Below are 13,351 nucleotides of genomic sequence, written 5' to 3'. Positions count from 1 at the left end.
TGGTCACCCTATTTTTGTAAAAAGAGGAGTGAGTGGAATGGGAACACTATACGTAAACGGATTGATTCGAACGATGGCACACGAAGAGGATGTCCATTCAGCGATGTTCGTCGAGAAGACGCGGATCATCGCGATGGGAGAGGAAGGAAAGCTACGCCGCCGTTTCGGTAGACGCATTGATCAAATTCACGACTTGAACGGAAAAGCTGTATATCCAGCCTTTACGGATGCGCATATTCATCTGATCGGTTACGGGGAAGCGATCAATCGTGTCGATGCCTCGCGCTATACGACGCTTGAAGCGTTAGGGCAAGCTTTTCTCAAGGCGGAACCAGTCAATGGGATCCATGTGGCAGAAGGCTATGACGAAACGAAGCTTGATCGTGCACCGACGAAAGCATGGCTTAATCAGTTGTTCCCTGACGCACCTGCCTTGTTGAAACGAACAGACCGGCATACAGCACTTGTCAACGATGTCTTGTTCCAACAGCTCGGATATAAAGCGTCGACTGTCATCGAAGGTGGAAAGGTCGGTTTATCGGATAATGGAGAAGCTGACGGATTCTTGTACGATGCGGCGCTTGAACCTCTATATGCGTTACAAGCTGGAAACTTGGAGCGGAATAAAGCGTCCCTTCGATCAGCGATTAAGAACTTATACCAATATGGCATCATTGCGGCACACACAGAAGACTTGTCGTATCACGGAGATGTCGCGGACATTTTGCAAGCTTATAAGGAAGTGACGCAAGAGACAGGCTTCCATACGCATCTGCTCGTGCATCATCTTGTCATCGATGAGTTCGTGCAACAACAACCTACTTTACCGTCAACGATGTCAATCGGTGCGATGAAACTGTTCGTCGACGGCGCGCTCGGAGGACGAACAGCTCTTCTCGGTCGTGGTTATTCCGATGATCCGACGACACGTGGTATCGAAGTGCATACGCCAGAACAACTCGAACAACTCGTCAAACGCGCACGTAGTTACGGGTTCACAGTCGCGGCACATGTCATCGGTGATTTAGCGATCGAGCGGTTCGTACAGGTGCTCGAGAAGTATCCGGCACCAAAAGGGAAACGAGATCGCATCATTCATGCGACAGTCGTCCGACCAGAAACGCTTGCGCGAATTCGGAAGTTACCGGTCTTGATTGACGTTCAACCAGTCTTTTTACTAGATGACGCCGACTTCATCGTCGATCGACTCGGCTTGAACCGCTTAGACTGGAGTTATCGTTTACGTTCGTTAGCTGAGACCGGCGCACTGTTGTGCGGCGGAGCAGATGCGCCGATCTCTGACCCCGATGTCCGACGGTCGCTTTATGCAGCGACGGAAGGAACGGCAGGGCGTGTCAATAAGACGAACGAGACGTTATCGATGTTTGAAGCCTTGTTGCTCTTTACGAAAAATCCACATCTCGCGACGGAAACACACGGTCGAAAAGGATTGCTCTTACCAGGCTATGATGCCGACTTCGTCATCTTTGAAGAAGACTTCTATCGCTTGCGTGGGGAAGCCATCTTGAATAACCGTTTGGTCGAGACAGTCCAAGCTGGAAAAACCGTTTATCAGGCGGAAGCCGCGTTAGTGTGATGTTTGCGCATAGTGTGAAATAGCTTCCGAATAGAACGTCGAAAGTCCGGGTGCATACGCATCGTAATAGGCACGGAATCGTTCGTCAGACACATACATCTGACCGAGTGAGGCAAAGAGAGATAATGCGCACGGGTAATAGTACGTATCGATGAAATCATGTTGTTCTTTGACGACTTGTTGAACGTCCGGATCCGTCGTCGCGTGCCCGTCGCGGTAAAGGGTCGTCAAGCGCTGATCGAGTTGCTTATGCATGCTGCTCAGTTGTTCTTTCTCTTTCGGTGTTCGTTGTTGTTGTCTTTTTGCACTGATTCGATAGGCGTCAGTGTCACCGTAGTGTTGCTGGACTTCATCTGCATGTTGCTTTTCATGCGTAACGATCTCTTCGTGGCGCAAACCGCGGAATAATTGTTCGTCTTTCATCGGAATTCCTCCTTTTAAGGTGAGTAATGTCTGTTCAGCGAGTCGAGCAAGCATTTGATAATGCGAAGCTTTTTCTTGAAGGAGTGCAATCTGCTTTTTCAGTGTCGTATGATGATTGGAATCAGATTGCGTGAGTAATCTTTGGATTTCTGACAGTGGGAAATCAAGAGAGCGGTAGAGCAGGATTTGTTGTAAACGTAAAAGATCCTCTCTGCTGTAACTTCGGTGACCAGCATTGGTACGCTTTGGCACGAGGAGACCGATCGTCTCATAATGATAGAGTGTTCGTTTTGTGACGCCGGTCAGTTTGGCGATTTCCTGAGTGGAATACATCATTTGTGTACCTCCTTTGATTGGAGTATAAAGGGTGACGTAACGGAAGACGCAATAAAAAAATCTGCCCCGAGGAGGCAGATTTTTTTATGGTCATAAGAACGAGCGTTGAATCTTATGCCAAAATGTATTGTTCGTCAATTTGACGGTTTTCAGTTCTTTTTCAGAAAGCTGGATATCGACTGAATCTGTTCGTGTGAGACTGAGTGCTTCGTTATCCATCCCGATGATCGGATAGTCGTTTCCGTCCTCGATGATGCGTAACGAAAGTTTCCGTCCACGGTTCAGTAGGAAAGCAGAACCGAGTGTCCGGTACCGGTTGTTGTTGACGGAAGCAATTTCGCTGACTTGAAGACAGTGAATCAATGGATCGACGATCGCACCAGAGAGTGACTTATTATAAGCCGTAGAGCCCGTTGGTGTTGAGATGACCATTCCATCCCCGCGGAATGTCTCAAACAGGAAGTCGTCGATATAGACTTCGATTGCGAGTGATTTGATGATGCTCGACTTCACGGAACATTCGTTCAGACAGAGCATCGGTGGTCCACCGTTGATGGATGCTTCGAGCAGTGGATAACGACGTACTTCGATTTCGCCATCCGAGACACGGTTGCCTGTCTCTTTAAAGATGGCTTCGACCGCCGAAAGATCATTGATATCAAAATCACAGTAGAACGAGTTGGGTCCTTCAGCGAATCCAACATAGATCGCATCATCACGGAAACCTGTGAAGCGTGCCGCTTGCAAGAAAGCCCCATCTCCACCAATCGAGACGATGATGTTTGCTTGTCGGTGATCTTGGACGACGTTCAGTCCGTATCGTGTACCGACATCAATCAACTTTCGCACCTGCGTCTCGTGTCTTTGTGTATTTCGGTAGTACAGGTAGACATTATTTCGAGCCATGGTCAATTCCCCCTTGAAAGCGTTTCATGAACTCTTTCATTATACCTGTTTTTTAGAAAGACGGGTACTGAAGTCCATCAATTATGGCAGAATGCTTGCCATCTTCGCGGATCATTCCTATAGTTAAATAGAAAATATAGTATATCCAATCAGGGGAAAAGGGGAATTCATAATGGCAACGTTTAAAGGAAATCCAATCACACTTCAAGGTACAGCGGTTCAAGTCGGACAAACAGCACCTGACTTTCAAGTGTTAGCTAACGACTTATCACCGGTAACACGTGATACATATCAAGGTGTCCGGATCATCAGCGTCGTCCCATCGATCGATACAGGCGTTTGTGATGCGCAAACACGTAAATTCAATGAAGAAGCAGCAACAATCGAAGGTGTGACGGTCATGACGGTTTCAAACGACCTTCCATTCGCACAACGTCGCTGGTGCGCATCAAGCGGTCTCGATCAAGTCGTGACGTTGTCTGATCACCGTGATCTTTCATTCGGTACACAGTATGGCGTAGCCATCGAAGAATTACGCCTGCTTGCCCGTTCTGTTTTCGTTCTTGATTCAAACAACGAGATTACGTACGTTGAATATCTTGAAGAATCAACAGACGAAGTCAATTTCGAAGCAGCACTCGCTGCAGCACGTGAAGCGAAGTAAGAATGGTTTACAAACGCCGCTGAAGCGTTACAATAGAACTAATGATAGAAACGGCTCCCGCTCTACGGGGGGCCGTTTCGTTTTGGAGAGGATGACGTACATGGAGCCGTTAGAAAAGTTATATAAGGAATTAACACGTCAAACAAAACAAATCGAACGTGATCTTGATATGCCCTATTTAGAAGCGTTGACGACGGTGATTGATCGATTGAACGATCGTCATACTGAAAATGTAGACAAAGAAGTCATTCGGAAGGCAGTATCGCTTGCTATTCTAGAAGGGATGAAACAAGCGCAACCGAACCATTTGCCGACGCCAGATAGCGTCGCTTTGTTTGCTGGTTATCTAATCGGGAAATTGGTAGGTAAGGAGGACATCCGACTACTTGAGTTGGGGAGTGGGACAGGTGGCATGTTACATGCTGTCTTAAGTCAACTTTCGACAGGTACATCTGCTGAGGCGGTCGAGGTGGATGAGACATTGATTCGTTTATCGGCAGCGGTAACGGAATTACTCGACTATCCAGTCACGTATACCCATCAAGATGCGTTACGACCATTATTGTTAGATCCAGTTGATCTTGCGATGGCTGATCTTCCTGTCGGTTATTATCCGGATGAAGAGGCTGCCGCTTCTTACATCTTGAAACGAGACGAAGGCATGAGCTACAGTCATTTCTTGTTGATTGAACAAGCGATGCAATACGTCAAACCAGGTGGATTCGGTGTCTTCGTCATCCCGAACGGTCTTTTCCAGCATGATACGGAAGGGAAGTTGAAACAGTACTTCGAATCCAAAGCGCATGTCATCGGTATTTTGCAGTTGCCGCTCACGATGTTCAAACAAGAACAGGCAGCAAAAAGTTATTTGATCGTCCGTAATCATTTAGCCGGTATGAAGATGCCAAAACAAGCATTGCTTGCTGAGTTGCCATCGTTCACAGATGCCCGCGCGTTTGGTGGTATGGTGAAACAGATTGATGAATGGATTAACACAGAATTAAAATGAATTACGCAAAGTGATTGAAATCTGTCGTTAATTTGACTATTCTAGTTGTAGAACAGAAATAGAAGAAAACCTAAACAGATGTGAATGTTCATTGGATTCAAATGGAAAAGGGGAAAAATCATGGCAAAAATTATGGCGGTAAACGCAGGTAGTTCGTCTTTGAAGTTCCAATTGCTCGAAATGCCGAACGAAACGATGATCGCAGTCGGACTCGTTGAACGCGTCGGTAAAGACGATGCAATCTTTACGATTAAATATGGTGAAGGACAAAAGTATACAGATGTCCTCCCGCTTGCAACACATAAAGAAGCAGTCGAGTTGTCACTCGAAAAATTAATGGAGTTCGGAATCATCTCGTCTTACGATGAGATTAAAGGTGTTGGACACCGTGTGCTTCATGGTAAAGAAAAATATGCAGACTCTGTATTGATTACAGATGAAGTCATGCACGATATCGAGTCTTACACAGAGCTCGGACCACTTCACATTCCACCAAACTTGATCGGAATCCGGGCATTCCAAGCATTACTTCCGGAAGTACCACAAGTGGCAGTCTTCGATACAGCGTTCCACCAAACGATGCCAGAAGAAAACTTCCTTTACAGCTTGCCGTATGATTACTATACAGAATACGGTATCCGTAAATATGGTTTCCACGGTACGAGCCACAAATACGTTACGGAACGTGCATCTGAATTACTCGGTCGTCCGTTAAAAGACCTCCGTTTGATCTCATGTCACCTAGGTAGCGGAGCATCAATCGCAGCAGTTTCAGGTGGCGAATCAATCGATACGACAATGGGCTTCACACCGCTTGAAGGGATCACGATGGGAACACGTTCTGGTTCACTTGACCCAGCGTTGATTCCATTCTTGATGGAGAAAACAGGGAAAACAGCAGAAGACGTCTTGAACGTCATGAACAAAGAGTCTGGAATCTACGGTCTTTCAGGTCTTTCAAGTGACTTGCGTGATGTCCAGACAGCTGCTAAAGAAGGGAACCATCGTTCAGAGATGGCACTCCGTATCTTTGCGAACCGTATCCACGGTTACATCGGGCAATACGCTGCTGAGATGAACGGTGTCGATGCGATCATCTTCACAGCCGGCGTCGGAGAAAACTCAGATTCAATCCGTGAGCGTGTCTTACGTGGTCTTGAATTCATGGGCGTTTACTGGGATCCATCACTCAACAACGGAGCTCGTGGAGAAGAACTCTTCATTAACTACCCACACTCACCAGTTAAAGTCATCATCATTCCAACGAATGAGGAATTGATGATTGCACGCGACACGGTTCGTGTTGGTGGATTAGTTGCTCAAAACGCATAATCGTTTCAAAAGGACTGAGTCGTTATTCCAACGATTCAGTCCTTTTTTTAATGAAATCTATGAAAGGAAATATACGAACGTACGATCTATTGTTACGATGTTTGTCATATAACGAAAAATGAATCGTCATCTTTGTAAAAATAAACCCAAAAAAGGTCGATTTCTTAAAAAAATGAGTCGTTTGTAACATAAAAGTAATAGTACAGACATATTTTTGTGGTCTATATGTAACGGCACTCCCTCGTTTTGTCATGTATATTAATCTCAGTTAACAAACACGAAACAATGATGGAGGAGAAAATACATGATGAAACGGATGCTCGCAAGTGTTTTAACGGTCGTGTTAGCACTCAGTTCGTTTGCAGGTCTTCAAGCAGAGGCTGCAACTAAGAAAAGCGTCAAGTCAACAGTCGATAGCCTAGTCATTCGTCAGAAAGCTACTACTTCTTCGAAAAAGCTCGGTCTTCTATATAAGAACCAAACGTTATCGTACAAAGCAAAAACAGGTAACTGGTATAAAGTAAGTTACAAAGGTAAAACAGCTTACCTTAGCGCAAGCTACTCGAAAGTCGTAACGTCAAGCAGTTCGAAAAAACAATCGACAGGTGGTTGGAAAACAATCACGAACGTGAGCGCAACAGCTTACACACCGTATGATCCAGGTAGTGGTAATCTGACAGCAATCGGTTGGAACATCAAAAGCTCGAAAAAGAAAGTCGTAGCGGTTGATCCACGTGTCATTCCACTTCGTTCGACAGTGAAAGTGTATTACAAAGGGAAATTAAAAGGGACGTATACAGCTGCTGATACTGGCGGTGCCATCAAAGGGAAGAAGATGGATATCCTTTACTACTCTCGTTCAGAAGCATTCAACTGGGGTCGTCGTACGGTTACAGTAAAATACAAATGATTTTAAACCATCGGACATTGGTTCGATGGTTTTTTTGATTAAGTAGCTCGTCAAAAAAGCCTTGCTTCCTTTGAAATGAAGGAAGAAAGGCTTTTTGTAGAAGAGTGATTCATAAACGGACAATCAAGACGTCACATTTTGCGTAACGCGTAATGCTTTCAGAGACACTACCGATGAAGAAACGCTCGACAGCGTTTAAACCAGTTGCGCCACAGATGATTAAATCGGCATCGTGATTAGGGGCAAGCTTTTTAGCGATCGTTACTTTCGGTGAGCCGTATTCAATCGCTACTTCGACTTCCTGTACACCGCGATCTTGAGCGGTCTTGACGTATTCGTCTAGCAATTCCTTCGCGTAAGATTCGGCACGTTCCGTGATGGTGCGGTCATAGGCTTCAACTGTTGCGAATGTCCGTGTATCAATGACGTGTGCGATGATCAATTTTGCATCATTTCGCAATGAAACATCGATTGCCGTCTCGAAGGCACGTTCTGCCTCTTTTGAGCCATCTACTGCTACGAGTACATTATGATAGACGATTGCCATGATGAATCCATCCCTTCGTAATCGATATGATGAGTACACCCTAATTATACCATTCTCTTACTAGGAGCGGATGAAACATTCAGTGAGTTCTAAAAATTGTCCTTCCTTTCCGTTCCGTCGTAAGATGGAGTCAGTGAAAGGGGGCGATGCCAAGATGAGGCACGCGTTAATTACAGCAGGTACAAAAGGACTGGGAGAACGAGTGACGCGCCAGTTACTGGAAGAAGGTTGGAAAGTGACGGCGTTTCATCGTTCCGAACCCGAATTTACACATCCGAATCTCATGACGATTCAAGCGGATGTGACGAATCAAGAAGAATTGGAACGCGCAACCCAACAAGCAATCAACGAGCATGGTCGGATTGATGCGTTGATACTTAATGCAGGACCTTATATATTCGAACGAAAAGCATTAGTGGATTATACTGATCAGGAATGGAATGAAGTGATCACCGGAAATCTGACAGCTAGTTTTTGGCTGTTACGTCAAGTATTACCCGTCATGCGTAAGCAAGCCTATGGTCGAATCATTACGTACGGTTTCCCGGAGAGTGCAACAGCGCCGGGATGGGTATGCCGGGCGGCGTTCGCTGCTGCTAAAAGCGGGATGGTGAGTTTGACGAAGAGTGTAGCGCTTGAAGAAGCGGAACACGGCATCACGGTCAACATGGTCAACCCGGGAAACATCGTCGGTGACAATAAGACGAAGCAAATTTCTGAAGCGGAGCAAGATGAGGCGACGCCGGTCGGAAGAACGGGTGTCGGAGAAGATATCGCTCGCGCGATCTCCTTCTTGTTGGCAGAAGAATCAAGTATGATTACGGGAGCAATCCTCGATGTGACAGGTGGCGTCAATGTCGTCCATCAATCCCGTAAATAAGCAAAAACATCTAATCCAAGCAATGGATTAGATGTTTGAGACTGAAGATAAGGTGCAATTTTTCTCTAACGAGAAGGATTGCGCTTTTTTTGTTCGTCTCGAATCGTTTTCCTGGGACAAGCATCGCTCCGCTGCAGGGTCGCTCTTGCTTGTTTTTCCCGAGGAAGCGATGTCGAGTGAACAAAACGCTCCTCAAATCCTTCGGTATAAAAAGAATGACGCGTCACACGCCACTCCTACAGGAAAAAGCGCAATTTTGCGCTGTCAGAGACAAACAAGACCCGTTTTCCTGCTTGAATGAAGCGGGAAAACTGGCTTGTGTCTCGCTTGAGGAAAGGGCGTGAAAAGACGAGACATTTTTTTAGTCAGCCATTTTGTCTATAATCAGAAACACCTAATCCAAGAGATGGATTAGGTGTTTGTCTTGAGTTAAGATGACGGAATGGATTGAAGATGTTTTGGTGTGCGAGTTAACGCAACTGGACCTTCCGCAGTGAGATGAATATCATCCTCGATACGGACGCCACCGACACCTGGAACATAAATGCCTGGTTCGAGTGTGTAGACGATACCAGCTTCAGCCGTCAGTAGATTGTTTGACGCGAGAGACGGGAATTCATGAACCTCGATTCCGAGTCCGTGCCCGACACGGTGCGTGAAGTACTGTCCGTAGCCAGCGTTTGTAATAACGTCACGGGCTGCCTTATCTAATGAACCGAGTGTCGTGCCGATCTGACTCGCTTCTGTCGCGGCTTCAAGTGCTTGGCGAACCGTTTCATAGATCTTTTTCTGTTCTTCGTTCGCTTCGCCATAAATGAAGGTCCGTGTAATATCGGAACAGTAGCCTTTCCAAACGACGCCGAGGTCGAATAAGACGAAGTCGCCTTCTTGGATGACACGGTCGCCGGGTACACCGTGCGGATCAGCACTGTTTGCACCAAATAAAACAAGCGTATCAAATGACATCTCGCGGACACCTTTTTTCTTCATTTCATATTCGATTTCCGCAATGACTTCGATTTCCGTGATCCCCGGGCGAATCGCTTGTTTACCGATTTCGATTGCTTCGTCCGCAAGTGCTGCGGCTTCTTGAAGAATAGCGATTTCTTCCGGTGTTTTCTTCAGACGAAGCGCTTGTAAAGACTCACCGATATCAAGAATGGCTGCGTTCTCGAGACGTGAGCTTAGTTCCTGATAGCGACTGAACGTCATGTGTTCCCCTTCGATACCGATTCGGTTATTCGAGTGTTCGAATGTCGCGAATAATTCTGCTAATCGATCAAACGGGTTTTCGTGATCCTCATACGTCACGACGTCTCCTTCCCAAGGACTCGCTGCAACGATACTTGCTTCGAGTGCCGGACAGAATAATACATGTTTGCCGGTTACATCGACGAGGACCGCCATGACACGTTCGTGGGGTTCAGCGTAGACTCCTGAGAAATAAAAGACATTTGCCTTCGAAGTGACGACGGCTAAGTCGATTCCTTGTTCTTTCAGGAATTCACTGATTTGGTTCGTACGTTCGCTCATATATGATTCCACCTCTCTACTCATTTTCTACATAAGTATATCATCGTCCGGTTCGAAAAACATTTATCGTAAATCAGACTAGTACACGTTTTCATCTTTAGAGTAGTACAGTATAATGACAGGAGAGTAGAAAAAAGGAAAAGAAGGGATACAGTATGCCTACGAAACACGAACAGATCATTCGACATATCGAAGATCTTGATGTCGGAACAAAGATTTCCGTCCGACAAATCGCGAAGGATTTGACCGTATCCGAGGGGACGGCTTATCGCGCCATCAAGGAAGCAGAAAATTTAGGGTTCGTCTCGACGATTGAGCGAGTCGGAACGATTCGGATTAAAAAGAAACAAAAAGAAAATATCGAGAAGCTGACATTCGCGGAAGTCGTGAACATCGTTGACGGTCAGGTGCTCGGTGGTCGAAATGGATTACACAAGACGCTGACGAAATTCGTCATTGGCGCAATGAAGCTCGAAGCCATGATGCGCTATATCGATGTCGATAGTCTCGTCATCATCGGAAACCGCGAAAAAGCACATGAACTCGTGCTTGAAGCAGGAGCTGCTGTATTGATTACCGGTGGCTTTGATACGACGGAGGATGCAAAACGATTAGCGGATGAGATGGAGTTGCCGATCATTTCGACGTCCTACGATACGTTCACGGTTGCGACGATGATCAACCGTGCGATTTATGATCGATTGATCAAAAAGGAGATTTTACTCGTTTCGGATATTTTAATTCCGTTGCATGATACGTTCTATTTACAGACGACGGATCCGATTTCACGCTGGCACGAGTTGAATGAGCAGACGAAACACAACCGTTATCCCGTCATCGATGAACAAATGAAGGTCGTCGGTGTCGTGACAGCGAAGGACATCATTGACCGTCCGCATGATTGGGCTGTTGAAAAAGTCATGACCCGTCATCCGATCACGGTGGGTATTCGAACGAGTGTCACGAATTCTGCGCATCAGATGGTCTGGGAAGGAATCGAGATGTTACCGGTCATCGACCAGTACGGTCGATTGCTCGGGATCATTAGCCGTCAAGACGTCCTCAAGGCACTGCAACTCGCGAATCGTCAGCCACAAGTCGGAGAGACGTTCGACGATCTAATTACAGGACAGATCAAGGCGGCAGAGGACGAACGGGGACCGTACTTATCGCTTGAGGTCTCGCCGCAAATGACGAACTTCATGGGGACTGCTTCGAGTGGGGTGTTGACGACGCTTCTAGTCGAAGGAGCGACGCGAATGTTGCGCCATATGAAAAAAGGTGACCTTGTCATCGAGAACGTCAGCATCTATTTCATTAAACCTGTTCAAATCGAGAGCACGGTAACGATCCGGGCGAATGTCTTTGACGTCGGTCGAAAATTCGGGAAAGTCGATGTCGAGATGTATCAAGGCACACAAATCGTTGCGAAGGCACTCGTGACATCCCAACTCATCGATCGTTAAATGAATCAAAAAGAACCGAAGTCAATGGACTTCGGTTCCTCTGAATCTAGCTCAGGATTGCTCCATCTCGCGGACGACATACGGATAAATCTTTTTGTAACGGATGAATCCGGCGATGAATGAAGCAACACCGACGATGATTAAAATGGAACAAACGATTTTCCCGACGAGTGTCGTTAATCCGTTTCCGGAAACGAACTGGTTGACGGCGAATAGGATGACGAACAAGCTCAACCAAATGCTCGCTTGCGTATTGAACAAGTATTTTCGGTTCGTGCTTTTCGTATGGAACGCGCGGCGTTTTGCTAACAAATACCCACCAAGCGAGAAAACGATGAGGGCGATGAGGATGAATTGCATGTTAAAAGGACCTCCTTTTTGTCTTCATCTCATATCATATCAAGATTAGAGGAGCTGTGCACAGTGAAAGAGCAAATCAAACAAATGATTGAAGCGGCAGATACGATCATCATTCATCGTCATGAACGACCAGATCCCGATGCACTCGGTAGTCAGTTCGGCTTACAATTGACTCTACAAAATCAGTTCCCTGAAAAAACAGTTTTGTCAGCAGGTGAGATGGCGACATCATTGTCATTCATGGGAGAGCTCGATCAAGTAGACGATGAATTATACAAAGAGGCGTTAGTCGTGATTCTGGATACAGCGAATCAAGCGCGGATTGACGGGAAGGTTGCGATGACAGGAAAAGACGTCATTAAAATCGACCATCATCCGGATGAAGATCCATACGCACCAGTGCAACTCGTCGATACGACGATGAGTTCGACATCGGAATTGCTCGTTCATTTATTGAACGAATGGGGATACGAGATTCCAACATCAGCTGCCATTCAATTCTACGCTGGGATCGTCGGTGACACAGGACGTTTCCAATTCCGTGGTACGACGAAACGAACATTTGAAGTCGCAGCGCAATTGATTGATGCAGGAATCGATACGGACTGGTTGTATCGCAATATGTACGAAACAGAACTTGCAGCGCTTCATTTACAAGGATATGTCCTTCAACATATTCAATTGACGGATCAAGGTGTCGGTTATGTCGTATTGACACAAGATACGTTGAAGCAGTTTGGGGCGACGGTTGAGCAAGCATCGTTGCTCGTCAATAGTTTTGCCGGTTTAAAAGGCATGAAGTGTTGGGCATTGTTCCTTGAAACGGACACGGAGGTTCGCGTCCGGATTCGTTCGAAGGGTCCCGTCATCAATGAAGTAGCAAAAGAATTCAATGGTGGTGGACATCCGATGGCGTCTGGTGCAACGATTGGACAGTTGAGTGAGGTCGAACGTGTCATCCGTCGTCTGGACGAGGTCGCTGCTAACTTCCAGTTTTAAATGGAAAAAGGCTGCTCGGTCTCACTCCTCTCATTGAGGAAGCGAAGCGAACAGCCTTTTTACGCTTATTGCGTTTTTGTTTCGTCTTGCGGAATGAACCAAACGCCACGATCTGTGTGATCTTCAATGACATTCAGTTGAAGTTCAGCGACAGATTTGCGAATCTTCTCAGCGATTTCTTCCGTTTCAGTAAAAGCGGTAACACCGAGCTTTAATTGTTCGACTTTTTCACGTGCGATTTGACTGCGATTCAAAATCATGAGAAACGCTCCTTCCGTACCCGTCATGATATTTCTATACTTATTGTATCGAATAATAAATCAGATGGCGAGTACTTGAGTCAGTTAGATATGAATGTTCTGAAAACTTTTAAAAACATCCATCAGAAG

At 46.1% G+C, this 13,351-nt stretch carries 14 protein-coding genes; 8 read left to right on the top strand and 6 right to left on the bottom strand.

The window, feature by feature from the left end:
- Positions 1-37 precede the first annotated feature (37 nt).
- Complete coding sequence (locus tag KNQ11_RS08675; RefSeq protein ID WP_214771117.1) at positions 38-1,597, top strand: amidohydrolase; 1,560 nt, start codon at positions 38-40, stop codon at positions 1,595-1,597.
- On the opposite strand, the gene KNQ11_RS08670 is transcribed toward KNQ11_RS08675, so the two are convergent.
- Complete coding sequence (locus KNQ11_RS08670) at positions 1,589-2,356, bottom strand: MerR family transcriptional regulator (RefSeq protein WP_214771114.1); 768 nt, start codon at positions 2,354-2,356, stop codon at positions 1,589-1,591. The genes KNQ11_RS08675 and KNQ11_RS08670 overlap by 9 nt on opposite strands.
- Positions 2,357-2,446: 90 nt before the next feature.
- Positions 2,447-3,262 carry an NAD kinase gene (locus tag KNQ11_RS08665; protein WP_023469054.1) on the bottom strand — a complete coding sequence of 272 codons (816 nt, stop codon included), beginning with the start codon at positions 3,260-3,262 and terminating at the stop codon, positions 2,447-2,449.
- Positions 3,263-3,434: 172 nt separating this feature from the next.
- Between KNQ11_RS08665 and tpx the strand changes: the two genes are divergently transcribed.
- The 4 genes from tpx (at position 3,435) to KNQ11_RS08645 (ending at position 7,177) form a co-directional block, all read left to right on the top strand.
- Entirely contained in the window at positions 3,435-3,926 is a 492-nt protein-coding gene (gene tpx / locus KNQ11_RS08660; protein ID WP_035396538.1) for a thiol peroxidase, read from the top strand.
- Positions 3,927-4,026: 100 nt separating this feature from the next.
- The gene (locus KNQ11_RS08655) at positions 4,027-4,935 is read left to right on the top strand and encodes a class I SAM-dependent methyltransferase (RefSeq protein ID WP_023469052.1); all 909 of its coding nucleotides are present in this window, start codon (positions 4,027-4,029) and stop codon (positions 4,933-4,935) included.
- A 120-nt stretch (positions 4,936-5,055) separates the two neighbouring features.
- Positions 5,056-6,267: an acetate kinase gene (locus KNQ11_RS08650; RefSeq protein ID WP_023469051.1), complete on the top strand. Its 1,212-nt coding sequence runs from the start codon at positions 5,056-5,058 to the stop codon at positions 6,265-6,267.
- Between the two features lie 304 nt (positions 6,268-6,571).
- Positions 6,572-7,177: a 3D domain-containing protein gene (locus KNQ11_RS08645; RefSeq protein WP_050678579.1), complete on the top strand. Its 606-nt coding sequence runs from the start codon at positions 6,572-6,574 to the stop codon at positions 7,175-7,177.
- A 109-nt stretch (positions 7,178-7,286) separates the two neighbouring features.
- Here the strand turns inward: KNQ11_RS08645 and KNQ11_RS08640 are convergent, their stop codons facing one another.
- Positions 7,287-7,724, bottom strand: a complete 438-nt coding sequence (locus KNQ11_RS08640; RefSeq protein ID WP_029342342.1) for a universal stress protein — start codon at positions 7,722-7,724, stop codon at positions 7,287-7,289.
- Between the two features lie 154 nt (positions 7,725-7,878).
- On the opposite strand from KNQ11_RS08640, the gene KNQ11_RS08635 reads away from it, so the two are divergent.
- Positions 7,879-8,604 (top strand): SDR family oxidoreductase, encoded by a 726-nt coding sequence (locus KNQ11_RS08635; RefSeq protein ID WP_214771111.1) that lies wholly within the window; start codon positions 7,879-7,881, stop codon positions 8,602-8,604.
- 429 nt (positions 8,605-9,033) lie between these two features.
- Here KNQ11_RS08635 and KNQ11_RS08630 read toward each other — a convergent pair whose 3' ends face one another.
- The gene (locus KNQ11_RS08630; protein ID WP_149427715.1) at positions 9,034-10,137 is read right to left on the bottom strand and encodes a M24 family metallopeptidase; all 1,104 of its coding nucleotides are present in this window, start codon (positions 10,135-10,137) and stop codon (positions 9,034-9,036) included.
- Between the two features lie 155 nt (positions 10,138-10,292).
- Here KNQ11_RS08630 and KNQ11_RS08625 point away from each other — a divergent pair, with 155 nt between their 5' ends.
- Positions 10,293-11,603, top strand: a complete 1,311-nt coding sequence (locus KNQ11_RS08625) for a DRTGG domain-containing protein (protein WP_023469046.1) — start codon at positions 10,293-10,295, stop codon at positions 11,601-11,603.
- A gap of 51 nt (positions 11,604-11,654) precedes the next feature.
- On the opposite strand, the gene KNQ11_RS08620 is transcribed toward KNQ11_RS08625, so the two are convergent.
- Positions 11,655-11,963: a YtpI family protein gene (locus KNQ11_RS08620; protein WP_023469045.1), complete on the bottom strand. Its 309-nt coding sequence runs from the start codon at positions 11,961-11,963 to the stop codon at positions 11,655-11,657.
- A 63-nt stretch (positions 11,964-12,026) separates the two neighbouring features.
- Between KNQ11_RS08620 and KNQ11_RS08615 the strand changes: the two genes are divergently transcribed.
- Positions 12,027-12,962, top strand: a complete 936-nt coding sequence (locus KNQ11_RS08615; RefSeq protein ID WP_149427714.1) for a DHH family phosphoesterase — start codon at positions 12,027-12,029, stop codon at positions 12,960-12,962.
- A 65-nt stretch (positions 12,963-13,027) separates the two neighbouring features.
- On the opposite strand, the gene KNQ11_RS08610 is transcribed toward KNQ11_RS08615, so the two are convergent.
- Positions 13,028-13,222 (bottom strand): YtzJ family protein, encoded by a 195-nt coding sequence (locus tag KNQ11_RS08610; protein WP_023469043.1) that lies wholly within the window; start codon positions 13,220-13,222, stop codon positions 13,028-13,030.
- Positions 13,223-13,351 lie beyond the last annotated feature (129 nt).

This window comes from Exiguobacterium sp. s39 (assembly GCF_018618925.1).
Lineage (GTDB): Bacteria > Bacillota > Bacilli > Exiguobacteriales > Exiguobacteriaceae > Exiguobacterium_A > Exiguobacterium_A abrahamii.
The sequence above is the reverse complement of the archived record's forward strand: the minus strand, read 5'-3'. Positions and strand labels throughout refer to the sequence as shown.

What these genes read in the sequence shown, in the direction of transcription:
- KNQ11_RS08675 (WP_214771117.1), top strand. Translation starts at nt 38, where the DNA reads ATGGGAACACTATACGTAAACGGATTGATTCGAACGATGGCACACGAA.
- KNQ11_RS08670 (WP_214771114.1), bottom strand. Translation starts at nt 2,356, where the DNA reads ATGATGTATTCCACTCAGGAAATCGCCAAACTGACCGGCGTCACAAAA.
- KNQ11_RS08665 (WP_023469054.1), bottom strand. Translation starts at nt 3,262, where the DNA reads ATGGCTCGAAATAATGTCTACCTGTACTACCGAAATACACAAAGACAC.
- tpx (WP_035396538.1), top strand. Translation starts at nt 3,435, where the DNA reads ATGGCAACGTTTAAAGGAAATCCAATCACACTTCAAGGTACAGCGGTT.
- KNQ11_RS08655 (WP_023469052.1), top strand. Translation starts at nt 4,027, where the DNA reads ATGGAGCCGTTAGAAAAGTTATATAAGGAATTAACACGTCAAACAAAA.
- KNQ11_RS08650 (WP_023469051.1), top strand. Translation starts at nt 5,056, where the DNA reads ATGGCAAAAATTATGGCGGTAAACGCAGGTAGTTCGTCTTTGAAGTTC.
- KNQ11_RS08645 (WP_050678579.1), top strand. Translation starts at nt 6,572, where the DNA reads ATGATGAAACGGATGCTCGCAAGTGTTTTAACGGTCGTGTTAGCACTC.
- KNQ11_RS08640 (WP_029342342.1), bottom strand. Translation starts at nt 7,724, where the DNA reads ATGGCAATCGTCTATCATAATGTACTCGTAGCAGTAGATGGCTCAAAA.
- KNQ11_RS08635 (WP_214771111.1), top strand. Translation starts at nt 7,879, where the DNA reads ATGAGGCACGCGTTAATTACAGCAGGTACAAAAGGACTGGGAGAACGA.
- KNQ11_RS08630 (WP_149427715.1), bottom strand. Translation starts at nt 10,137, where the DNA reads ATGAGCGAACGTACGAACCAAATCAGTGAATTCCTGAAAGAACAAGGA.
- KNQ11_RS08625 (WP_023469046.1), top strand. Translation starts at nt 10,293, where the DNA reads ATGCCTACGAAACACGAACAGATCATTCGACATATCGAAGATCTTGAT.
- KNQ11_RS08620 (WP_023469045.1), bottom strand. Translation starts at nt 11,963, where the DNA reads ATGCAATTCATCCTCATCGCCCTCATCGTTTTCTCGCTTGGTGGGTAT.
- KNQ11_RS08610 (WP_023469043.1), bottom strand. Translation starts at nt 13,222, where the DNA reads ATGATTTTGAATCGCAGTCAAATCGCACGTGAAAAAGTCGAACAATTA.